The sequence below is a fragment of the Methylosinus sp. KRF6 genome, assembly GCF_018887255.1.
Taxonomy (GTDB): Bacteria; Pseudomonadota; Alphaproteobacteria; order Rhizobiales; family Beijerinckiaceae; genus Methylosinus; species Methylosinus sporium.
Genome location: NZ_JAHLJF010000001.1, coordinates 1682021 through 1703516 on the forward strand (window position 1 = coordinate 1682021; position 21496 = coordinate 1703516).

Below are 21496 nucleotides of genomic sequence, written 5' to 3' on the forward strand. Positions count from 1 at the left end.
GACCACGACAAAGATGCAAGGCCAATGCCGAATAAACTTTTAAAAACAATATGCTATCAGCAAGCGCGAGCGAGTGCTGATCGATCGGCCGGCTCATTGTGGCGAAACCTGCCGAGACGGCATATTTCTGTCGCGATCTCAGGAGACGCCGACATGCGCGCTGTTCGGGATGTGAAGGACATCGTCGGCCTGCTGATGCGCATCGTCGACGGCGGCGAAACGAGCGTCGAGGAAGTGGAAGCGCTATGCTTCGACGCCGAGGGAGCGCTCGGCGCCGCCTTGAACGGCGCTTATATTCTGCTTCTCGAATTCGCTTTCGACCGCGAAGCGCGTGAGCGGGACGCAGCGCTCGACGCGCGAATGCGGCTTCGTCTCGGGGAATCGCTGGCCGAGGCGGCGAGGATCGCAGAAACGGCCGGCGCGCGATAATGGCCCTCGAGGCCCGATAGGAGAAGAACGCCCGATGGAATCCGTCAAGCAACGCCTCATTCGCGCCTTCTGGTTCACGCTGGCGGTTCTCTTCCTCATCGAGAGCTGGCTGTGGGACCATGTGAAACTATGGATCCTGCGGCTCGCGGCCGCGCTCGGCGTGAAGGAGTTGGAGGCGCGGCTGCGCGCATTCATCGCCGGCCTATCGCCCATCGCCACGCTCGCCGTCTTCGCCCTTCCGGCGATCACGATTTTTCCGTTGAAGCTGCTCGCGGTCGCCGCCATCGCCCATGGCCATGTGGTGACGGGGCTCGCGGTGATCCTCGCCGCCAAGACGCTGGCGCTCGGCGTCACATCCTTCCTCTTCGACGCCAGCCGCGAGAAGCTCTTGCAAATCGGCTGGTTCGCGAAGCTCTATGCGGCCGTGCTGCGCGTCAGCCGCTGGGCGCATGAGCGGGTCGAGCCGTTCAAGCAGAAGATTCGCAAGGCGAAGGATTATTTGAAGGCGCGGCTGTCCCGCGCTCTGGGCGAGGAGGGCCGCTCGCTGTTCCTGCGCAAGCTGGCCCTGCTGCGCGCTCTCGTCCGCCGCCGCGGCGCGGCGTGACGATCTCGCTCCGCCGCTCGACATTTCGCTCCGCCGCTCAGCGGCAGAGCGCATAGCCGAGACAGGCGTCGGCCGAAGCCGCCTGCCCAGATGTGACGATGATCCAGACGCCATAGGCGAAAGCCATGACGAGAACGACTCCGAGCAGCGACAATCTCGGCGTATGACCCATTTTCCCCTCCTGCCGATCGCCGGCGCCCGTCCCCTCAACGGACGCCGTAACCTGCCCGAGCCCGAAAAACGTCCGCGTGCGCGGGCGCACGAAGTGAAAAGGCGGCAGGTTCGCTAGGAAGGAAGGGCGGGGACGAGAAAAGGCGAGACCTCGCTCGAGATCAAAATTTCGGCGAGGAAGCGCTTGACGAGATCGATTGCAATCGAAGCAAAATCAATTCGATTTCGTCGAAACGCGGGCGCCGCGCGGATGCGCCGAGCGCCAGGCGTCGAGAAGCCGCGCTTTATCGACGGCGGCGTATATCTGCGTCGTCGAGAGCGAGGCGTGGCCGAGCAGCTCCTGAATGCTGCGCAGATCGCCGCCGCGGCCCAGCAGATGCGTCGCGAAGGAATGGCGCAGCGCATGGGGCGTGGCGCTCGCGGGCAGGCCCAACGCGCCGCGCATTCGCTCCACGGCGAGCTGCAATATGCGCGGCGACAGCGGCCCGCCGCGCGCGCCGACGAAGAGCGGCCCGCCGGCGAGCTGATAGGGACACAGCGAAATATAGTCTTCTATGGCCCGCCGCACGGGCTCGATGACCGGGACCACGCGGGTCTTGCCGCCCTTGCCGGTGATGGAGACGCGATCGACGGCGCCGATGGGCGCGCGGTCGCGCTCGATCGACAGCGCCTCCGAAATGCGCAAACCGGCGCCATAGAGCAGCGCCAGAGCGGCGGCGTCGCGGGCCAAAATCCAGGGCTCGCGGGCTTCGCCGGCGCGGGTCTCGGCGCGGGTGAGATCGCGCGCGTCGGCGACGCTCAGCGCCTTGGGCAGACTGTGCGGCTTTTTCGGCGCATGGACGGCGCCGAAGACATCGGTCTTGGCGAGGCCCTTTTTCTCGAGGAAGCGCATGAGCGAGCGCACCGCAGCCAGCGCCCGCAGCAGCGAGCGATTTTCCAGCCCCTCGGTCCGCCGCTGCGCCATGAAGGCGCGTATGTCGGCGGGAGCGAGCGCGCTCAATGTGGCGGCGTCGGCGGGCGCGCCGCGACGCTCGGCGAGAAAGGCGAGAAAAAACCGGGTGTCGCGCGCATAGGCGTCGAGCGTGTGGCGCGAGCAGCGCCGCTCGCCGGAGAGATGCTCCAGCCAAGATTCGGCCGCCGAGACGATATCGGGCGCCGCCAGAAAGGCGGCGCCCGATCTTTTGGTTGCGGCTCTTGGGGAATCGCGCATGGCATAAGTGGTGGCGCGCGCCGATAAAGGAAGGGTAAAGGGTCAGCCCTTCGTCAGCTCTCGCCGCGCCGTCTCCAGCAATTCGTCGAGCGTGCGCCGCAGCCGATGGTCGGACTGCTCGACGCCGGCGGCGGCGAAATCGTCCTTCACCTTGGAAAAAACCAGCTCATCGGCATTGGCGGACGTCTCGGCGGTCACCAGCGCCTCGGCGTAGGCCTCCGCTTCCGGCCCTGATTTGCCGAGCTTTTCGGCCGCCCACAGGCCGAATAATTTGTTTCGCCGCGCCGCCGCGCGGAATTCCATTTCCTGATCATGGACGTAGCGCTTCTCGAAAGCTTCTTCCCGATTGTCGAACGTGCTCATTGCAACCCTCGGATGTTTCGTTGGCCTCGTTCGGCCCGGCGCAAGTCTGGATGTAGGCGATTCGGTCGAAAATCCAGTGACGTTCACGCAATTAACGAAAATTTCAGTCAAGTTGTGTCGGCCACTCGATTCGGCTAGTCTCGCTTCGCGGGTTGTAACGACCGCCGGAACAGGATAGGACCCGGTTCCATCCGCGGCCGTCACCAACGCCGCTTCGGACGAACGTCCCTTTTCCCGAGCTCCCGCTCTGGCCGAGGCGGCGGCCGCCGGAGCCGAACCGAGGAGCCACGGGCCCGTAATGGATTTTCTCAAGCCCCGGTTGATCCCGATGAATCGCCGCCGCCGCATCTACGAAGGCAAGGCCAAGGTCCTCTATGAGGGCCCGGAGCCCGGGACGTTGATCCAACACTTCAAGGACGACGCCACCGCGTTCAACGCCAAGAAGCACGAGGTCATCGACGGGAAGGGCGTCCTCAACAATCGGATCTCGGAATTCGTTTTCCAGCATCTGAACGATATCGGCGTGCCGACGCATTTCATCCGCAGGTTGAACATGCGCGAACAGCTGATTCGCGAGGTCGAGATCGTTCCGCTCGAGATCGTGGTGCGCAATGTCGCCGCCGGCTCGCTGTCCAAGCGCCTCGGCATGGAGGAAGGCACGCAGCTGCCGCGCTCCATCATCGAGTTCTATTACAAGAACGACGCGCTCGACGACCCGATGGTCTCGGAAGAGCATATCACCGCCTTCGGCTGGGCGAGCCCGCAGGAGATCGACGACATCATGGCCTTGGCCATTCGCGTCAATGATTTCCTCTCCGGACTCTTCCTCGGCGTCGGCATCCGCCTCGTCGACTTCAAGATGGAGTGCGGGCGGCTGTGGGAAGGCGACATGATGCGCATCGTCGTCGCCGACGAGATTTCTCCCGACTCCTGCCGGCTGTGGGACATCAAGTCCAACGACAAGCTGGACAAGGACCGCTTCCGCCGCGACATGGGCGGCCTCGTCGAGGCCTATACGGAAGTCGCGCGCCGTCTCGGCATTCTGCAAGAGAACGAGACGCCCCGCCCGAGCCAGCCCAAGCTGGTGCAGTAAGGCGCAATCATTCGCATCCTTCTCCCACTCGTGGGAGAAGGCGCCCCTCGCGTCAGCGAGGGTCGGATGAGGGCTTACGCGTCGCGAGGCGACCTCTTCGAAAACTGTCTTCGCGCCTGAGAGCACTCATCCGACCCGACTTCGTCGGGCCACCTTCTCCCGCAAGCGGGAGAAGGAAAGCGCGAACCTTCCTAAAATCTCGATCGATCTGTCCCGAGAGAGCTCGCCGCTCACTGCGCGGCGAGCTTGATCTCGGGATAGGTACAGCGCTCGCGGCTCTCCTGATCGACATGCAGATGCTGCGGCGGCTCGACGAAGGGAATGCCGAGCGTCTGCCACACATCCGCCACCGCCTCCACCAGAGCGACGATATGCTCCGGCGTATGGCGCGGCGTCGGCGTGATGCGCAGACGCTCCGAGCCGCGCGCCACGGTCGGATAATTGATCGGCTGAATGTAGATGTCGTGGCGCTCGAGCAGCATGTCGCTCGCCGCCTTGCACAGCTCGGCGTCGCGCACCATCACCGGCACGATATGCGAGCCATTCTCCAGCACCGGCAGGCCGGCCGCCGCCAGCGCATGTTTGGTGATATGCGAGGCGCGCTGATGCGCAGCGCGCAAATCGGAGCGCGCCTTGAGCACACGAACGGCGGCCGTCGCCGCGGCGGCGACGGCGGGCGGCAGAGCGGTGGTGAAGATGAAGGAAGCCGCATAGCTGCGAATGGCGTCGATGACGACGCGATCGCCCGCCACATAGCCGCCCAGCGTGCCGAAGCCCTTGGCCAGCGTGCCCTCGATGACGTCGATGCGATGCATCACGCCCTCGCGCTCGCAGATGCCGCCGCCGCGCGCGCCATACATGCCGACGGCATGGACCTCGTCGATATAGGTCATCGCGCCATAGCGCTCGGCGAGCGCCGCGATCTCGGCGACCGGAGCGATATTGCCGTTCATCGAATAAAGGCTCTCGAAGACGATGAGCTTGGGCCGCGCGCCGGCCTCGATCAGCAGCTCCTCGAGATGAGCGAGATCATTGTGGCGGAAGATCTTGCGCTCGGCGCGCGAGCGCTTCACGCCCTCGATCATCGAATTGTGATTGGAGGCGTCCGAGAGAATGACGCAATCGGGCAGAAGATCGGCGATCGTCGATATAGCGGCGAGATTGGATATCCAGCCCGAGGTGAAGACCAGCGCGGCCTCCTTGCCATGAAGATCGGCGAGCTCGCTCTCGAGCTCCACGATCGCGTGGCTGGTGCCGGAAATGTTGCGCGTGCCGCCGGCGCCGGCGCCGACGCGCGAGGCGGTCTCCACCATTGCGGCGATCACCTCGGGGTGCTGGCCCATGCCGAGATAATCATTGGAGCACCAGATCGTCACATCGCGGGTGGAGCCGTCGTCCCGGTGCCAGACCGCCTGCGGAAAGGTTTCGACGCAGCGTTCGAGATGGGCGAAGACCCGATATCGGCGTTCCTCCTGGAGACGAGTGACCGCCGTCTCGAAAAAGCGCCGATAGTTCATGTGACGACCCTTCATACCACGATAGGGGGACCGATACTCTTGGCCCCGCGGGACTGCCGCGCGATCGGACCGCGCTGCTCCCGCTTTGTGCGTTTTGCTACATAAACTATCCGAAGAGGCTTGGCGAGAGGCAGAACGTCGCGCCGAGACAAAGTCACGAAATGGCCACGAATGCTTTTCTCTCCGCGAGCGTGAGCGCGAAATAAAACGACTGCTGCGCCGCGCAATCCTATTTTGCGTCGCACAATGTTTCGAGCGACGCCCCGGTCGGCAGAGGAAGACGCGCTTGCAGCGCGGCGCCGCGCGGCGATGTCGATTCGAGCGTCAGTCGGCCGCCCAACGCGGCGACGCGCTCGCCCATTCCACGCAGGCCGATGCCTTCGCGCACGCCTGCCGAAACGCCGGCGCCGTCGTCGCGCACGAGGATGCGCAATTCGCTCTCTGCGCCTGCGACGATGCGCTCGACCGTCACATCGACCCGCGCGGCGCTCGCATGGCGAAACACATTGGTCAGCCCCTCCTGCACGATGCGATAGGCGGTGAGCGCGATGGTCTCGTCGAGCGGCTCGCCGGTCTCGGCGACATGCAGACCGACGGCGACCTCGGGCTCGAGATCGCGCCAGCCCTGGGCCAGCGCCTGCAACGCCCCCTCGAGACCCATTTCGTCCAGCGCAGCCGGCCGCAGCCGGCCGAGGATGCGGCGATTGACCTGCTGCAATGCGCCGAGCTGCGCGTCGATGGTCAGGCAATCTTCCCGACGTGCGCCCTCGAGCTTGCGCGCGAGCGCGCCGAGCCCGGCGCGAATGCTGAACAGAAACGGCCCGATCTCGTCATGCAGATCGCGGGCGATGTCGCGCCGCTCCGCATCCTGCACATGGATGATGCGCTCGACGAGCGCGCGATTCTCCGCGTCCAGACGCGCGAGCGTCTGCGCCAGCGCATCCACTCGGGAGGCGATGGCGACGAACTCCGGCGCATCGCCCGCCGCCATGCGCACGCTGCGATCGCCGCGTTCGAGCCGATGCAGCGCCTCGGCGAGCGTCGAAACGGGCGCGAGCGCGCGAGAGACGACGATCGACACCACGCCGAAGCCGGCGAGCGCCAGCGCCCCCGCGCCCAGCGCCAGCAGCCATGCCTCCTCCCATATCTCGTCGATCTCGTCGCCCGGATCGGCGGCCAGCGCCAGCTCGCCGCGCAGTGGGCCGCGGCCGTCCAGGGCGATGCGCGTCTCGCTCGGCGGCCCGGCGACGAGCGCCGCGAACCAGGCCGGCGCGCGCCGCCCCTCCCCAGCGGGCGCGCCCGCCGCGCCGGAGCCGGCCATGAAAATATGAATGTGCCGCAGCCGCTCCACCTCGGCGAGCCGGACGCGAAGGGCGGACAGCGGATCGTCGCTCTCCGCCACGCTGGCCAGCGCCGTCGCCACGAATTCCCGCGCGAGGCGGGCGGTGCTGTCCGATTCGGCCCGCACGCGCGAGGCGGCGTGCAGCATCAGCAGGCCGACGCCGAGAGCGAGGCCGGTCGCGAGCGTCGCGCCGAGCAGCGCCAACAGCCTGGCGCGCAAGGATAAACTTTCCAGCATGGGGACCCGCCTTTGCAATGCGCGGCGACTTTACGTAAGGGTAGCGCTTGGTCAATCCGTCCCGACGCTTCCGGCCGTAGCGTCCTCGAAACACTGCGTCGCGAGTTCGAAAAAAAGATGCGTGTCCTGATCGTCGACGATCATCCGATCATCGTCTCCGGCTGCGCGGCGATGCTCGCCGGCGAGGGCGACATCGAAGCGCGCGACGCCGGCGACGCCGAGACGGCCCTGACGCTCTTCGTGGAATGGCGGCCGGATGTCGCCGTCGTGGACATTAATCTGCCCGGCGCCTCGGGCTTCGAGCTGACGCGCCGAATGCTGCGTCACGACGAGGAGGCGCGCATCGTCATTTTTTCGATGAATGACGATCCGATCTTCGCCGCGCGGGCGATAGAGGCCGGCGCGCGCGGCTATGTGACCAAGAACGACGATCCGTTTCTGCTGCTGCGCGCGGTGCGCGAGGTGGCGGCGGGCGGCGTGTTCCTGATGCCGAAGCTCGCCAATCGCCTCGCCTTCGACAAGACCTCGGCCCTCGCCAATCCGCTGGCGGAGCTGAGCTCGCGCGAGCTCGAGATTTTGCGCCTGCTCGGCAAGGGCTCGAGCATGACCGAAATCGCCGATGCGGTGCATGTGTCCTACAAGACGATCGCCAACACATGCTCGCTGCTCAAGCGCAAGCTCGGCGCGCGCACGCCGATGGATCTGGTGCGCATAGCGATAGAGCAGCGATTGGCGTGAAGGAGAGGGGCTCTTCCTTCTCCCGCCTTCGGGAGAAGGCGGGGTCGGATGAGGGTCCGCGGATTTTTCTTTCTAAATTTTCCAGCACGAAATGTCTAAAAATTCCCGGATAAATCGGCAATTCTGAACACGCAGAGCCCTCATCCGACCCTCGCTGACGCGAGGGCCACCTTCTCCCGCGAGCGGGAGAAGGAGCTCACACCGAGATTCAGACCAATTCTTTCGCGAGCTTATTTTCGACGGCGATGCGGATGAGATCGGCGCGCGAGCGGGCGCCGAGCTTGCGCTTGAGCAGAGAGCAGCTGTTCGCCACCGTCTTGTAGGAGACGCGCATGATGTGCGCGATCTCGGCCATGCCCTTGCCTTCCGCGAGCAGGCGCAAAATCTCCAGCTCGCGGCCGTTGAGCCCTTCGAGCGGATTGGCGCCGTGCTTCTGATCGAAAAAAGCGAGCTTTTGCGCCACTTGGTTGGAGAGATAGCGCTCTCCGGCGGCGACCATGCGCACCGCCTTGAGGAATTGCGCGGGGTCTTCGTTTTTCGCGAGATAGCCCTTGGCGCCATGTTCTATGGAGCGCGCAGCGAAGACGGGGTCGTCATTCATCGTGAAGACGATCGCCTTGGTGTCCGGCTTGCGCTTGAGCATTCGTCGCAGCAGCTCGAATCCGGAAAGCCCCGGCAGATTTATATCCAGCACGATGACGTCCGGCTGCGCGGAAGCGTGCGCCTCGAGCGCGGCGTCGGCGTCGCGCGCCTCCAGCACTTCAATGTCCGATTGGCCGGACAACATGCCGCGGCACCCGGCAATCACCATGGGATGGTCGTCGACGATCAGCACGCGCATCGGGCATAGCCACTCTTGGTAAGCGAGATTACTATGGGAATACAAAATCTTCTTTGTCAATCGCCGGCCCGCGCGCCGGCCTGCGCGGGGTCCGCGGCGAAACCGGGAGCATACTATGTCGTTGAAGGCGAGGCTCGGCTGGCTCATCGCCATCGTCCTCACCGCCATGCTGGCGGTCAATGTCGCGATCATGATCGGCCATGCCGGCCCGCGCGTGCGCGCCGAGGCGGAGAGCATAGAGCATTTGTCGCATGAGCTGGTCGAGACGGCGCTCGCGAGCGTGCAGGAGACGAAGGACCCGATTCCATCGCTGCGGCGGCTCTTCGACAGTCTGCGCAATCTGCGCCACATCGAAATCGAGATTCTGCCGAATGACGACACGGCGCCGAATTTCGACTCGCAATTGCGCTCCGAAATCAAGAACGGCGTGCCGGATTGGTTCGTCAGCCTCGTCGCGCCAGCGCCGAAAGTGGACATTATTCCAGCGCGCATCGGCGACGTGCAATACGGCAATATCGCCATTATTTTCAATCCGGTCGACGAGCTCGCCGAAATCTGGTCGGATCTTTTGTGGCTCGGCGCGATCAGCCTCGCCGTCACGCTGCTGATGCTGGCGCTGGTGCTGGCGCTGCTGCGCCGAACGCTCGCTCCCTTCGATTCGCTCGGACGTGGATTGGCGCGGCTCGAGGCGGGCGAGACGGCGGTGCGACTCGATCTGCGCGGCGCGTCCGAATTCAGGGATATTTCCCAAAAGCTCAATTCGCTGGCGTCGACGCTCGATCGCGTGCAGGAGGAGAATCACTCGCTCATCGAGCGCCTCTTCGCCGTGCAGGATTCCGAGCGCCGCGACATCGCCCGCGATCTGCATGACGAAGCCGGCCCCTGCCTCTTCTCCATCCGCGCCGGCGCGGCGACGCTCGCCGCCGCGGCTTCGGGAAATTTTCCCGATCGCGATCTGTTGCAGCGAAGCTGCGCCAATATAGACGCCGCCGGGCAGGCGTTGCAGACGCTGCTGCGGCGTATGCTCGAGCGACTGCGCCCGCCGGCGATGAGCGAGCTCGGCCTCGAGACCGCCTTGCGCGGACTCGTCGCCTCCTGGAGCGACGGCCGCGCCGATGTGCGGCTGTCGCTGCGCATCGCCCATGATCTCTCCTGCCTCGACGAACGATCGGCGCTCACCGCCTATCGCGTGGTGCAAGAGGCGCTCACCAATATTTTCCGCCACTCTTCCGCCGCCAACGCCGAGGCGCGTCTCGAATTCGTCGAGGCGCCGCCCGAGCTCGCCGGCGCAGCCGAAGCATTGCGCGTGGTGGTGGAGGACGATGGCGTCGGCCTGCCGGAAGAGCATAGATTCGGCCTCGGCCTCATCGGCATGAGCGAGCGTGTCCATACGCTCGGCGGCGTGATGCGCATGGAGCGCCGGCCGGAGGGCGGCACGCGCATAGAGGTGCTGCTGCCGCTTCCCGAGGTGGAGGAACTTCCCGAGGCCGAGGAGCGCGAGGGCGACGATCTGTAGCGCAGCCTTGTCGTCGGGTCCCTTTGTGCGAAGCGCCGGGCCTGTCTATATTGGGAAAAATCGGAGATTCTGATTTCCGATTTGTCGCGATTTACGACAGGACAAGGAGGCGCATATGGTTTCGAAATTTCAAATGATCGCCCTCGGCGCAGGTCTCTGCCTCGCCGCGCCCATCGCCGCGCAGCCGGCCATCGCCGCGCCCTCGCCCATAAAGACTTTCGATACGGACAATGACGGCACGCTCGACATCGCCGAAGTGAGCAAGGCTGCCGCGGCCGTCTTCGACAAGCTCGAGAAGGACAATGACGGCACCGTCGACCGCAAGGAGGTCGGCGCGCGCATCGGCAAGAAAGAATTTGCCGCCGCCGATCCGGACGATGACAAAACGCTCACGAAAGAGGAATATCTCGCCCTCGTCGGCAAGCTGTTCAAAGCGGCGGACAAGGACGATGAAGGCACGCTCGACGCCAAGGAGCTGAAGTCCAAGGCGGGCAAGGCGCTGCTGAAGCTGATTCGCTGAGCGAAAAAAGGAGCGACCGACTAGCGTCATGATCAAGCGTTGCGTCATCGGCGTTTCGGTCGCCGCCATCCTCTCCATACTGCCCGCCGCGGCCGAGCCGCTGCGGGTGAAATTCGGCGTGCTGCGCCAGCAACATTCGAGCGAAACTCTGTCGATCCTCGACCTGCCGGCCGAGGACGACACGCTCGCCGGCGCGCTGATCGGCGTCGCCGACGACAACACCACCGGCCGCTTCACCGGCCAGAGCTATGAGGCCATCGACGAGAAGCTCGCGCCCGGCGATGACGCCGTCGCCGCCGCGCAAAAGCTGCTCGACCAGGGCGCCGTCGCCATTCTCGCCGATCTTCCCGCCGATGACCTCCTGCATGTCGCCGATACGCTGAAATCGCGCGAGACGCTGCTCTTCAATGTGAGCGCGACCGACGAGCGGCTGCGCGAGGCGGACTGCCGCGCCAATGTGATTCATGTCGCGCCGACGCGCTCCATGCTGACCGACGGCCTCGCGCAATATCTCGTCTGGAAGCAATGGCGTCGCTGGCTCATCATCAAGGGCTCGCATCCGCAGGACGAGCTGCTCGCCGCCGCCTATCGCGCCAGCGCCAAGAAATTCGGCGCGAAGATCGTGGACGAGCGCGTCTATGTCGACACGGAGGGCGGGCGCCGCTCCGATTCGGGCAGCGTGCAGACGCAGCGGCTGATTCCGCCGCTGACGCAAGGCGCGAATTATGACGTGCTGATCGCCGCCGACGAGAGCGAGGTGTTCGGCAATTATCTGCCCTATCGAACATTCGATCCGCGTCCGGTCGCGGGCTCGGCCGGCCTCGTTCCGACGAGCTGGGACGCCTCGCATGAGCAATGGGGCGCGGTGCAGCTGCAAAACCGCTTCCGCGCGCAGTTTCATCGCGGCATGAACGCCCACGATCATCAGGCCTGGATCGCCGCGCGCATGATCGGCGAAGCCGTCACGCGCGCCTCCTCCGCCGATCCGAAGACGCTGGCCGCCTATCTCACCGGGCCGGATTTCAACATAGCGGCCTTCAAGGGCGTGCGCCTGTCGCTGCGGCCCTGGAATCTTCAGCTGCGCCAGCCTATCCTGCTCGGCGACGGCCGCATGATTGTTTCGGTGTCGCCGCAGGACGGCTTCCTGCATCAGACCTCCGAGCTCGACACATTGGGCGTCGACAAGCCCGAAACCAAATGCAGGCTGAAATGAAAACGACGACGCTGACCAATAGCCTTCGTGCGCGACTCCTTCTCCCGCTCGCGGGAGAAGGTGGCCCCACGAAGTGGGGTCGGATGAGGGCCCTCGAAGCTTCCCCGAACGGCCCCTCGTCCGTCCCGCATTCACACGCCTTCTCCCTCGAGTGGGAGCGAGCGCGCGCGTTCTGCTCGGCTGCGATCGCGGCGCTGCTTCTCGCCTCGCCCGCTCACGCCTTCACCGCCTATGTCAGCAATGAGAAAGGCAATAGCGTCACCATCATCGACACCGACAAGATGGAGGCGATCAAAACCGTGAAAGTCGGCCGCCGGCCGCGCGGCATAGAGATCTCCAAGGATAATTCCGAGGTCTATATCTGCGCAGGCGACGACGACACGATTCAAGTGCTCGACACCAGGACGCTCAAGATAACCGGCAATCTGCCCTCGGGCCCCGATCCCGAGCTGATGATATTGAGCCCCGACGGCAAGACCGTCTATGTGTCGAATGAGAACGACAATCTCGTCACCATGATCGACACCAAGACCAAGCGCCAGATCGGCGACGTGCCTGTCGGCGTCGAGCCGGAAGGCATGGCGGTGAGCCCGGACGGACGCATTCTCGTCAATACGTCCGAGACCACCAATATGGCGCATCTCATCGACACGCAGACGAAGCAGATCATCGCCAATGTGCTCGTCGATGCGCGTCCGCGCTTCGCCGCCTTCAAGCCGGACGCCTCCGAGCTGTGGGTGTCGTCGGAGATCGGCGGCACGGTCGCGATCATCGATCCGCAGAGCCATAAGGTGACGCAGAAAATCCGCTTCGAGATTCCGGGCCTCTCCAAGGAGGCGATCCAGCCGATCGGCATCGCCTTCACCAATGACGGCAAGCGCGCCTTCGTCGCTCTCGGCCCCGCCAATCGCGTCGCCGTCATCGACACGGCGACGAAAAAAATCGAGAAATATCTGCTCGTCGGCCAGCGCGTCTGGCACCTCGCCTTCACGCCGGACGAGAGATATCTTTTGACCGCCAATGGCGTCTCCAATGATATTTCCATCGTCGACGCCGCCAGCCTGAAAGTGTTGAAGTCGATCCCCGTGGGAGCCTTCCCCTGGGGCATTGCGGTGGCGACGAAGTGAGCGACGAACCGCTCGCGCTCGACGTCGCGCATATCGGCCACAGCTATGGCGCGCGGCGCGCGCTGGACGATGTGAGCTTTTCCGTCGCGGCGGGGAGCTTCACCGTCCTGCTCGGCCTCAATGGCGCCGGCAAGAGCACGCTGTTCTCGCTCATCACGCGCCTCTACGCCGCGCGCGAAGGCAAAATCGAAATCTTCGGCCATGACGTCGCGCGCGAGAGCGGCGCGGCGCTGCGCCGGCTCGGCGTCGTCTTCCAGGCGCGCACGCTCGATCTCGAATTGAGCGTGACGCAGAATTTCATCTATCACGCGGCGCTGCACGGCATCGGCCCCGCGGAGGCGAAGCAGCGCGGCGCCGCGCTGCTGGAGCGCGCCGGCCTCGCCGATCGCGCCAAGGACAAGGCGCGCGATCTCTCCGGCGGGCAGATGCGCCGCGTCGAAATATTGCGCGCGCTGCTGCATGAGCCGCGCCTGCTGCTGCTCGACGAGCCGACCGTCGGCCTCGACATAAAGGCGCGCGCCGATATTCTCGCGCAAGTGCGTGCGCTCGTCGCCGAACGCAGGCTCGCCGTGCTGTGGACCACGCATCTCATCGACGAGGTGACGCCGAGCGACGATGTCGTCGTGCTGCATCAGGGCAAGGTTCTCGCCGCCGACACATCGGTGAATATAATGGCGGCGACATCGACAGAGTCGATCGGCGCCGCATTCGAGCATTTGACCGGCGCCAAGGCGCGGGACGCGGCATGACGCCCTTGCGATGCGAGCCTGATGGCTCGCTCTCAGAATGGAATCTCGATGACGACCGAAACCAGCGGCTTCACCGCACGCCAATACGCCATCTGCCTTTCCGGCGTCGTCTGGCGCGAGGCTCTGCGCTTCCTGCATCAGCGCGAGCGCTTCGTCTCCGCTCTGGTGCGCCCCTTGGTGTGGCTGCTGATCTTCGCCGCCGGCTTTCGCCAAGTGCTCGGCGTGTCCATCATCCCGCCCTATGAGACCTATGTTCTCTATGAGGTCTATATCACGCCCGGCCTGATGGCGATGATCCAGCTCTTCAATGGAATGCAATCCTCGCTGTCGATGGTCTATGACCGCGAGATGGGCAATATGCGCACGCTGCTGGTCTCGCCCTTTCCGCGCTGGTTCCTGCTCGGCGCCAAGCTCTTCGCCGGCGTCGCCGTCTCGATATTGCAAGTCTACGCCTATCTCGTCATCGCCTATTTCTGGGAGATCGAGCCGCCGACGCCGTTCGGCTATCTCACCGTTCTTCCTGCGCTCATGCTCGCGGGGCTGATGTTCGGCGCGCTCGGAATGCTGCTCTCCTCCGCGATCAAGCAGCTCGAGAATTTCGCCGGCGTGATGAATTTCGTCATCTTCCCGATGTTCTTCGCCTCTTCCGCTCTCTATCCGCTGTGGCGCGTGCAGGAGTCGAGCCCGGTTCTCTATTGGCTCTGCGTCGTCAATCCTTTCACCCATGCGGTGGAGCTGATCCGCTTCGCCTTCTATGAAAAAATCTCCTGGGAATCGCTCGCGGCGGTCGCCGCCTATACGACTCTCTTCTCCGCCGGCGCGCTCATCGCCTATGATCCCGCCAAAGGAATGCTGATGCGCAAGGGCGGCTGAGCCGTCCCGCTCATTCCGCCGCCTCGAAGACGCGCTCGCCGCGACGCGCTGCGACGGTCCCGGGCGTCGTCTCGATCCAATCGACCGCGACGGGCTTGCGCGTTCGGAACATCTCGGGCGCCGGCAGCGCGTCGTCGGCCTCAAAGCCGACCAATATGGAGGCGACGATGTCGACATCCGCGCCGAGGCCGAGATAGCGTCGAAGATCGCGCTGCACATTGAGATAATTGGATTGAATGCAGGTCGAAAGTCCACGCGAATGGGCGGCGAGCGTGAGCGCGTAAGTGAAATTGGCCAGTCCGAAAGTGCGTGTCAGCGCATTGACGCGCAAAAGCACGGGAATGTCGCGCAAGGCCGCGAAAAAGCAACGCATCGCTCCGAGCGGCGAAGGCTTGCCAAGGGATCGTCGGATCAGCGCCGACAAAGACAGAAAGGCGAGATCGACATATCGCTTTCGATCGGCGACGCGATAGACGAAGACCAGCCTCGGCGAGCCGCGCACCTCGAAGCGCTGTCGATACATGGCGATCACGCGCCGGCTCCACTCGTCCGCCGTCGCCGGGCTCACGTCTTCCAAATCGCTTTTCGGCGCGATCGAGGCGCGCTCCGCCGCGCCATTGCGCAGCACCTGTTCCAGCACCGGGAAGACGGATTCCCATCCGGCAAGCTCGAAACGCGCGATCACATCCTTCGAGGCGTCGTGACCGAGCGCGATCACTTTCCACGCTTGCGTGTTGCCGGGCGAGGGAGCCCATGACGCGAGCTCGATAATTTCCGCGAGCAGAGCGTCGTCGACCCGCGAATCGCTATAATGTCGTATCGCCCTTCGCTCGCGCAATCCTCGTTCGAGGCCGATCGCCTCCATTGCGATTCTCCTCTTCGTCTCGCCGGCCGCGGCGCGTCAATCGGACAAGGACAATGTGATTTCGTCGCCGCCCGGCTCCTCGGAGGCGAGGCTGGCGCCGATGGCTTTCGAAAAATGGCGATTGAGGCGCTTCGGCGTTTGTCGATGCGCCGCGATCGACTCGGCCAGCCGGCCTTCGGCGCTCGAGGAGGCGCGCAGGCGCGGCGCGTCTATGATCTCGCTCAGCGCATCGGGCAGCGCATCCATCTCGCCGGCGAAGGCGATATGCGACAATATCTGCATCAGATGCGCTTCGGCGATCTGCCGCGTCCTTCCGGTGCGATCTTGCACGGCGAAAAAGGCGTCGCCGATTCGCGCAGGCCGGTCGTGAAACACCGCCGCCATTCGCTGGAGCGCGATTTTCGCGTCGGCGATGCGCTCGGCGGGCGTCGCGCTTTCGATCCTGCCGCGATCGGCGAGAACGTCGGACAGCAAAATCGGAATCGCATCCGTCACCATCGCGCGCGACATCACGTCCCAGCCGATGACGCCGGCCATATGGCAGAGGCCGTAGGTATGATAGGGAACGCCGATCCGCAAATGCGGCAGCAGAATTTTGGCGTCTGCCCGCGCGCAGACGATCTCGCCGCAGCTGAGCGCCAATTCGACGCCGGCGCCGACGAGGTGTCCGCCGACGACGGCGCGCGTCGAAACCGTCTCGCCCAGGCCGCGCAGAGCCGCGGCGGCGCGAACGAAATAATTGTCCGCTCCGAGCAGATCTTCGCCGGGACGCAATCGGCGGGCGGCCGCTTCGAAATCCTCGAGATTGAGGCCGGCGCAGGCGACCGAGCCCGAGGCCGTATCGAAATCGATCTCCAGCCTATCGAAAGGAAGCGCGCGAAAGCGGCGAAGCGTCTCATAGAGACCGTCCATCGCGGATTTCGTCAACGCATTGTGATTGGATGGATCGGATATTGTGACGCGCAGCGTCTCGTCGATGGTTTCGTATCGCAGTCCCGGAACATCGACGAGACCGAGCGCCTCGCGCGCCTTTTGCTGAAACTCGGTTTCGTGCCGCATATCGAAAATCTCTCCTCCGCCGTCTGAAGCTCGGCGACGTCGACCTGGCGGAGAAATCAGCTGGGCTCGACGGCGCGATAAGGATATTCGATGCGCACGGCGCCGACGGCGCGTCGCCTGTCGGCGCGGGCGGCCTCCTCGCGCCGGCGACGATCCCGCGGGGCTTCGCCCATCGTGACGGCGTCGCGGTTCGGCGCTTCGAATTCCCGTCGATACCAGCTGAGCGCGTGATCGACCGCGCGCCCATTCAGCCGCTCCCCCGTCAGCGCCACGAGGATCGTGCTGACGATGATTTCGAGATCGAGGCGCAGACACGCGTGCCTGATGTACCAGAGGTCGAGCGCGTTTTTTTCCTCCGGCGAGACGCTGGTGCCGCCATTGATCTGCGCCCATCCGGTCACTCCCGGGCGCACGCTGAGGCGCGGCCCCGGATCGTCCGGCTGATCTTGCGGCAAAAGAGGCCGCGGACCGATCAGCGACATATGCCCGACGATCACATTATAGAGCTGCGGAATCTCGTCGAGACGGCTCGCGCGGATCGAACGCCCGACGCGCGAGAGTCGCGTGTTCTCCGGCGCCGGCCGGCCATGTGCGTCGAAAGGCGCGCGATAGGTGCGGAATTTGTAGAGCAGGAACTTCTGGCCGTTCCTCCCCAGGCGCTGCTGCCAGAACAGCAGAGGCGCGCCGACATCGAGATAGACGACATAGGCGACGCAGAGCGCGAGAGGAAGCATGGCGACGAGCAGCACGCTCGCCGCGCAGAACTCGATGAGCCGCTTCGCTTTGAAGTAGGCCGGCGTCTCATAGCTCTCGATCGCCGCGGCGGCCGCATCGTCCTGCGGCGAAGCGATGAAATTCAACGCCTGCGAAATTCCGATGGCGACGACCCCGCGCGCCGCGCATTGCGACTCGATCGCAGCGAGGCGATCGACGGGCGAGGAGGCCGGATCTTCGGCGAGCCAGACCTCGTCGACTTCGACGCCATGAATGGCGTATTCGTCGATGACGGCGCCGATGTCGCGCGGATCGCCGACGATGGAGACGCCGGCGATCTTGCGGCCGCGGAGACGCGGACGCGCATCGAGCGCCGCCACGACCTGCGCCTTTCGCGGCCGCAGCTCATCCGTCAATTTGATCGCGGCCGAGGCGAGACGGTCGACGCCGACGACGATCACGCGCCGCGGATCGGCCTTCGCCACGTCGCGGTCGGCCCCACGCCCAGGCCAGAGATCCTTGTGAAAGGCGCGCGCCGCGATGCGTATCGCGATCATGCCGGCGCTCAGCACGAGGCCGAAGATCAAGGGCGTCGAACGCGGCACGCCCTCGATGCGCATGACTCCGAAAAGGAGCAGGCAGCCGAGCGCGACCGCGCAAGCCGAAGCGCTGCAGACGGCGAAGGCGTCGCGCAGCGAGAAGAACTGCCCCATGTGATCGCCGAGCCGAAAGGCGAGAATCAGAAGAATGGCGCAAGCTGCGGAAACGAAGCCATATTGATAGGGCGCCGGAATGGTCGCTGGAAAATCGCCGGGATCGAGCAATACGGGATCGCGCAGAGCGAGCGCGACGAAAGGCGCCGTGATCGCCAATAGCAGATCGGCTGTCTCGATTCGAAATTGATTGCGATCTCTCGATGCTGGGGAAGCCAATCGCATAGCGCCGATTCTCCGAATGCGATCGAAAACTGGCCCGCAATTTTCGAAAAGTCACTCCGGGCCGGCGTCTAAGGCCAAAGACGGACGCTCGCGCCGATCACGATCGCAACGCCGAAGCCGGAGCCCGCGCATGGCCGCGCAATATCGTGGTATCGCTCGGAAAATGATTGCAGCGCACAATGAAAGGCGGTCCGATCGGACGATGCGGGAGGCGCATCGCCATGATCGGCGCAGCGTGGCCAAATCGGAGCGCGATGACGCGCCGCCGCAATCGGCGCCGATTTGCAGAGCGTCGTTTGTGGATAAGTCCGCGAGCGTCGTCGGCGCGAGGATCGAACGGAATCATCGAGCCGAAACAATCGAGACGGCGATTCCCGAATCACGTCCCGCTGTCTGCGCCCGGCGCTCGCTCTCCGGGCGATCGTCTAGCGCGCCTCGCCGGCGCCGACGATCTGCCGGCTCTTCTCCGACATTTCGCGATAGCGCTCCTGCCATTCATTGGGGCCGTTGGAGGGCGAGACCTGCACCGCAGTCACCTTATACTCCGGGCAATTGGTCGCCCAATCGGAATTGTCGGTGGTGACGACATTGGTCTGGCACAGAGGATGGTGGAAGGTCGTGTAGACGACGCCCGGCGCGACGCGATCGGTGATCTTGGCGTGCAGCGTCGTCTCGCCGGCGCGGCTCTGCACGCGCACCCAATCGCCCTCGCGCACGCCCCGCACTTCCGCATCATGCGGATGGATTTCCAACACGTCCTCTGGATGCCATTGGCTGTTCTCGGTGCGGCGCGTCTGCGCGCCGACATTATACTGCGAGAGAATGCGCCCCGTCGTCAGCAGCAGCGGGAAACGCGGCCCGGCGCGCTCCTCCGTCGGCACATATTCGGTGATGACGAATTTGCCCTTGCCGCGCGCGAAGCCGTCGATATGCATGATCGGCATACCCTCCGGCGTCGCATCGTTGCAGGGCCATTGCACCGAGCCGTCCCGCTCGAGCTTCTCATAGGAGACGCCTTTGAACGTCGGGGTCAGCCGTGCGATCTCGTCCATGATCTGGCTCGGATGCGTATAGGTCCAATTGCAGCCAAGCGCATTGGCGAGAAGCTGCGTCACCTCCCAATCCGCATAGCCGGCCTTGGGGCTCATCACGCGCCGCACGCGCTGGATGCGCCGCTCGGCGTTGATGAAGACGCCGTCCTTCTCGAGGAAGCTCGCGCCCGGCAGCAGCACATGGGCGTAATTGGCGGTCTCATTGAGGAAGAGGTCCTGCACGACGAGACATTCCAGCGCGCCAAGACCGGCGGAGACATGCTTGATGTCGGGGTCGGATTGGAGAATATCCTCGCCTTGCACATACATGCCTTTGAACACGCCATCGACGGCGGCGTCGAACATGTTGGGAATGCGCAGCCCCGGCTCGCCGTCCAATGGAACGCCCCACGCCTCCTCGAACAGCTCGCGCACATTGTCGTCGGAGACATGGCGATAGCCGGGGAACTCATGCGGGAAGGAGCCCATGTCGCAGGAGCCCTGCACATTGTTCTGCCCACGCAGCGGATTGACGCCGACGCCGGGGCGGCCGAGATTGCCGGTCGCCATAGCGAGATTGGCGATCGCCATCACTGTGGTCGAGCCCTGGCTGTGCTCGGTCACGCCGAGACCATAATAGATAGTGGCGTTGCCGCCGGTGGCGTAGAGACGCGCCGCGCCGCGCACCAGATGCGCCGGAACGCCGGTGAATTTCTCGATCTGCTCCGGGCTGTTGCGCTCCTCGGCGACGAAGGCGGCCCATTCGAGATATTCGTCGAAATCGCAGCGCTCGCGCACAAAGGCCTCGTTGACGAGCCCCTCCTTCACGATCACATGCGCGAGAGCGGTGACGATCGCGACATTGGTGCCCGGACGCAGCGGTAGATGAAAGGCCGCTTCTATATGGGGCGAGCGCACCAGCTCGGTGCGGCGCGGATCGACGACGATGAGTTTCGCGCCCTCGCGCAGACGCCGCTTGATCTGCGCGCCGACGACAGGATGCGCGTCGGTCGGATTGCAGCCGATGATCAGCACGACATCGGCCTCGGCGACCGAGTCGAAATCCTGCGTGCCGGCCGACGTGCCGAAAGCCTGGCTGAGGCCATAGCCGGTCGGCGAATGGCAGACGCGCGCGCAAGTGTCGACATTATTATTGCCGAAGCCGCTGCGGATGAGCTTTTGCACCAGAAAAGTCTCCTCGCTGGTGCAGCGCGAGGAGGTGATGCCGCCGACGGCGAGGCGGCCGTATTTCGCCTGAATGCGCTCGAATTCGGAAGCGGCGTGGGAGATCGCCTCCTCCCATGACACTTCGCGCCAGGGGTCGGTGATCTTCTCGCGGATCATCGGGCTGGTCACGCGGTCGCGATGCAGCGCATAGCCATAGGCGAAGCGGCCCTTGATGCAGCTATGGCCGTGATTGGCCTTGCCGTCCTTCCACGGGACCATGCGCACGATTTCCTCGCCGCGCATCTCCGCCTTGAAGGTGCAGCCGACGCCGCAATAGGCGCAAGTGGTGACGGCCGAATGTTCCGGCTGGCCGATCTCGACCACCGAATTCTCGATGAGCGTCGCCGTCGGGCAGGCCTGCACGCAGGCGCCGCAGGAAACGCATTCGGATTCCATGAAGGCCTCGCCGGCGCCGGGCGAGACGCGGCTGTCGAAGCCTCGGCCTTCGATCGTCAGCGCGAATGTGCCCTGCACTTCCTGACAGGCGCGCACGCAGCGATTGCAGACGATGCATTTGGACGGATCGTAAGTGAAATAAGGATTGGATTTGTCCTTGGGCTTCCAATCCTCATTGCGGCGGCCATCGCGCCGCGCCGTCACATGGTTGCGCCCGCTATAGCCATAGCGCACCTCGCGCAGGCTCACCGCGCCGGCCATGGACTGCAGTTCGCAGTCGCCATTCGCAGGGCAGGTGAGACAGTCGAGCGGATGGTCGGAAATATAGAGCTCCATTATGCCGCGGCGGATGGAGTCGAGCCGCGGCGAAAAGGTCTTCACCGCAATGCCCGGCATGACGGGCGTGGTGCAGGAGGCGGAGAGATTGCCGCGCCCCTCGATCTCGATGAGGCAGAGGCGGCAGGAGCCGAAGGAATGGAGATTGTCCGAGGCGCAGAGTTTGGGGATCTCTATGCCGATCTGCATCGCCGCGCGCATGATCGACGTGCCTTCCGGGACCGTGATCTGCGTTCCGTCGATGGTCAGAGTGACTTCCTTCTGCGAGCGGGAAGCCGGCGTTCCATAGTCGATTTCCTTGATGAGGCTCATGATTCTGGTCCCCGCGAGGCCGAACGGATTCGATGTAGTAAAATTACATAACGATTGACGGGGAGGTTTTTGTCA

20 protein-coding genes are annotated in these 21496 nt (G+C 64.4%); 10 read left to right on the forward strand and 10 right to left on the reverse strand.

Features of this window, described 5'->3' with window-relative positions:
- Window positions 1–153 precede the first annotated feature (153 nt).
- Window positions 154–429 carry a hypothetical protein gene (locus KP010_RS08090; RefSeq protein ID WP_108915675.1) on the forward strand — a complete coding sequence of 92 codons (276 nt, stop codon included), beginning with the start codon at window positions 154–156 and terminating at the stop codon, window positions 427–429.
- Between the two features lie 34 nt (window positions 430–463).
- Window positions 464–1033, forward strand: coding sequence for a hypothetical protein (locus tag KP010_RS08095; RefSeq protein ID WP_142863522.1), 570 nt, complete (start codon window positions 464–466; stop codon window positions 1031–1033).
- A 37-nt stretch (window positions 1034–1070) separates the two neighbouring features.
- Here KP010_RS08095 and KP010_RS23055 read toward each other — a convergent pair whose 3' ends face one another.
- From KP010_RS23055 to KP010_RS08105, 3 genes are all read right to left on the reverse strand, one after another.
- On the reverse strand, window positions 1071–1205 hold the full coding sequence (locus KP010_RS23055; protein ID WP_255461765.1) for a hypothetical protein: 135 nt from the start codon (window positions 1203–1205) through the stop codon (window positions 1071–1073).
- A gap of 213 nt (window positions 1206–1418) precedes the next feature.
- Entirely contained in the window at window positions 1419–2414 is a 996-nt protein-coding gene (locus KP010_RS08100; RefSeq protein WP_142863521.1) for a tyrosine recombinase XerC, read from the reverse strand.
- Window positions 2415–2456: 42 nt separating this feature from the next.
- The gene (locus KP010_RS08105) at window positions 2457–2777 is read right to left on the reverse strand and encodes a DUF1476 domain-containing protein (protein ID WP_142863520.1); all 321 of its coding nucleotides are present in this window, start codon (window positions 2775–2777) and stop codon (window positions 2457–2459) included.
- A gap of 298 nt (window positions 2778–3075) precedes the next feature.
- On the opposite strand from KP010_RS08105, the gene purC reads away from it, so the two are divergent.
- Entirely contained in the window at window positions 3076–3870 is a 795-nt protein-coding gene (purC, locus tag KP010_RS08110) for a phosphoribosylaminoimidazolesuccinocarboxamide synthase (RefSeq protein WP_018267133.1), read from the forward strand.
- Between the two features lie 230 nt (window positions 3871–4100).
- Here purC and hemA read toward each other — a convergent pair whose 3' ends face one another.
- Window positions 4101–5387 (reverse strand): 5-aminolevulinate synthase, encoded by a 1287-nt coding sequence (gene hemA / locus KP010_RS08115; RefSeq protein ID WP_142863519.1) that lies wholly within the window; start codon window positions 5385–5387, stop codon window positions 4101–4103.
- Window positions 5388–5616: 229 nt separating this feature from the next.
- Window positions 5617–6966 (reverse strand): histidine kinase, encoded by a 1350-nt coding sequence (locus KP010_RS08120; protein ID WP_142863518.1) that lies wholly within the window; start codon window positions 6964–6966, stop codon window positions 5617–5619.
- A gap of 117 nt (window positions 6967–7083) precedes the next feature.
- Between KP010_RS08120 and KP010_RS08125 the strand changes: the two genes are divergently transcribed.
- Entirely contained in the window at window positions 7084–7704 is a 621-nt protein-coding gene (locus KP010_RS08125; protein WP_142863517.1) for a response regulator transcription factor, read from the forward strand.
- A 208-nt stretch (window positions 7705–7912) separates the two neighbouring features.
- On the opposite strand, the gene KP010_RS08130 is transcribed toward KP010_RS08125, so the two are convergent.
- Complete coding sequence (locus tag KP010_RS08130; RefSeq protein WP_108915667.1) at window positions 7913–8545, reverse strand: response regulator transcription factor; 633 nt, start codon at window positions 8543–8545, stop codon at window positions 7913–7915.
- Between the two features lie 115 nt (window positions 8546–8660).
- On the opposite strand from KP010_RS08130, the gene KP010_RS08135 reads away from it, so the two are divergent.
- The 6 genes from KP010_RS08135 to KP010_RS08160 all read left to right on the forward strand — a co-directional run bounded on the left by KP010_RS08135 (window position 8661) and on the right by KP010_RS08160 (window position 14543).
- Window positions 8661–10061: an ATP-binding protein gene (locus KP010_RS08135; RefSeq protein WP_142863516.1), complete on the forward strand. Its 1401-nt coding sequence runs from the start codon at window positions 8661–8663 to the stop codon at window positions 10059–10061.
- A gap of 115 nt (window positions 10062–10176) precedes the next feature.
- Complete coding sequence (locus KP010_RS08140) at window positions 10177–10581, forward strand: calcium-binding protein (protein ID WP_108915665.1); 405 nt, start codon at window positions 10177–10179, stop codon at window positions 10579–10581.
- A gap of 28 nt (window positions 10582–10609) precedes the next feature.
- A complete protein-coding gene (locus KP010_RS08145; RefSeq protein ID WP_142863515.1) occupies window positions 10610–11794 on the forward strand; it encodes an ABC transporter substrate-binding protein in 1185 nt (394 codons plus the stop codon).
- A gap of 83 nt (window positions 11795–11877) precedes the next feature.
- The gene (locus tag KP010_RS08150) at window positions 11878–12921 is read left to right on the forward strand and encodes a YVTN family beta-propeller repeat protein (protein WP_246660017.1); all 1044 of its coding nucleotides are present in this window, start codon (window positions 11878–11880) and stop codon (window positions 12919–12921) included.
- Window positions 12918–13670 carry an ATP-binding cassette domain-containing protein gene (locus KP010_RS08155; protein WP_216280727.1) on the forward strand — a complete coding sequence of 251 codons (753 nt, stop codon included), beginning with the start codon at window positions 12918–12920 and terminating at the stop codon, window positions 13668–13670. The genes KP010_RS08150 and KP010_RS08155 overlap by 4 nt, the downstream gene beginning before the upstream one ends.
- Window positions 13671–13718: 48 nt before the next feature.
- Entirely contained in the window at window positions 13719–14543 is an 825-nt protein-coding gene (locus KP010_RS08160; RefSeq protein ID WP_216280728.1) for an ABC transporter permease, read from the forward strand.
- A gap of 10 nt (window positions 14544–14553) precedes the next feature.
- Here KP010_RS08160 and KP010_RS08165 read toward each other — a convergent pair whose 3' ends face one another.
- The 4 genes from KP010_RS08165 to fdhF all read right to left on the reverse strand — a co-directional run bounded on the left by KP010_RS08165 (window position 14554) and on the right by fdhF (window position 21421).
- Window positions 14554–15408: a nitroreductase family protein gene (locus KP010_RS08165; protein ID WP_142864794.1), complete on the reverse strand. Its 855-nt coding sequence runs from the start codon at window positions 15406–15408 to the stop codon at window positions 14554–14556.
- Window positions 15409–15444: 36 nt separating this feature from the next.
- Entirely contained in the window at window positions 15445–16467 is a 1023-nt protein-coding gene (locus KP010_RS08170) for an enoyl-CoA hydratase/isomerase family protein (protein ID WP_216280729.1), read from the reverse strand.
- 56 nt (window positions 16468–16523) lie between these two features.
- Window positions 16524–18119 (reverse strand): sugar transferase, encoded by a 1596-nt coding sequence (locus KP010_RS08175; RefSeq protein ID WP_185966514.1) that lies wholly within the window; start codon window positions 18117–18119, stop codon window positions 16524–16526.
- 425 nt (window positions 18120–18544) lie between these two features.
- Complete coding sequence (fdhF, locus tag KP010_RS08180; RefSeq protein ID WP_142863347.1) at window positions 18545–21421, reverse strand: formate dehydrogenase subunit alpha; 2877 nt, start codon at window positions 21419–21421, stop codon at window positions 18545–18547.
- Window positions 21422–21496 lie beyond the last annotated feature (75 nt).

Coding starts and splice junctions, on each gene's coding strand:
- KP010_RS08090 (WP_108915675.1), top strand. CDS start 154: ATGCGCGCTGTTCGGGATGTGAAGGACATCGTCGGCCTGCTGATGCGC.
- KP010_RS08095 (WP_142863522.1), top strand. CDS start 464: ATGGAATCCGTCAAGCAACGCCTCATTCGCGCCTTCTGGTTCACGCTG.
- KP010_RS23055 (WP_255461765.1), bottom strand. CDS start 1,205: ATGGGTCATACGCCGAGATTGTCGCTGCTCGGAGTCGTTCTCGTCATG.
- KP010_RS08100 (WP_142863521.1), bottom strand. CDS start 2,414: ATGCGCGATTCCCCAAGAGCCGCAACCAAAAGATCGGGCGCCGCCTTT.
- KP010_RS08105 (WP_142863520.1), bottom strand. CDS start 2,777: ATGAGCACGTTCGACAATCGGGAAGAAGCTTTCGAGAAGCGCTACGTC.
- purC (WP_018267133.1), top strand. CDS start 3,076: ATGGATTTTCTCAAGCCCCGGTTGATCCCGATGAATCGCCGCCGCCGC.
- hemA (WP_142863519.1), bottom strand. CDS start 5,387: ATGAACTATCGGCGCTTTTTCGAGACGGCGGTCACTCGTCTCCAGGAG.
- KP010_RS08120 (WP_142863518.1), bottom strand. CDS start 6,966: ATGCTGGAAAGTTTATCCTTGCGCGCCAGGCTGTTGGCGCTGCTCGGC.
- KP010_RS08125 (WP_142863517.1), top strand. CDS start 7,084: ATGCGTGTCCTGATCGTCGACGATCATCCGATCATCGTCTCCGGCTGC.
- KP010_RS08130 (WP_108915667.1), bottom strand. CDS start 8,545: ATGCGCGTGCTGATCGTCGACGACCATCCCATGGTGATTGCCGGGTGC.
- KP010_RS08135 (WP_142863516.1), top strand. CDS start 8,661: ATGTCGTTGAAGGCGAGGCTCGGCTGGCTCATCGCCATCGTCCTCACC.
- KP010_RS08140 (WP_108915665.1), top strand. CDS start 10,177: ATGGTTTCGAAATTTCAAATGATCGCCCTCGGCGCAGGTCTCTGCCTC.
- KP010_RS08145 (WP_142863515.1), top strand. CDS start 10,610: ATGATCAAGCGTTGCGTCATCGGCGTTTCGGTCGCCGCCATCCTCTCC.
- KP010_RS08150 (WP_246660017.1), top strand. CDS start 11,878: ATGAGGGCCCTCGAAGCTTCCCCGAACGGCCCCTCGTCCGTCCCGCAT.
- KP010_RS08160 (WP_216280728.1), top strand. CDS start 13,719: ATGACGACCGAAACCAGCGGCTTCACCGCACGCCAATACGCCATCTGC.
- KP010_RS08165 (WP_142864794.1), bottom strand. CDS start 15,408: ATGGAGGCGATCGGCCTCGAACGAGGATTGCGCGAGCGAAGGGCGATA.
- KP010_RS08170 (WP_216280729.1), bottom strand. CDS start 16,467: ATGCGGCACGAAACCGAGTTTCAGCAAAAGGCGCGCGAGGCGCTCGGT.
- KP010_RS08175 (WP_185966514.1), bottom strand. CDS start 18,119: ATGCGATTGGCTTCCCCAGCATCGAGAGATCGCAATCAATTTCGAATC.
- fdhF (WP_142863347.1), bottom strand. CDS start 21,421: ATGAGCCTCATCAAGGAAATCGACTATGGAACGCCGGCTTCCCGCTCG.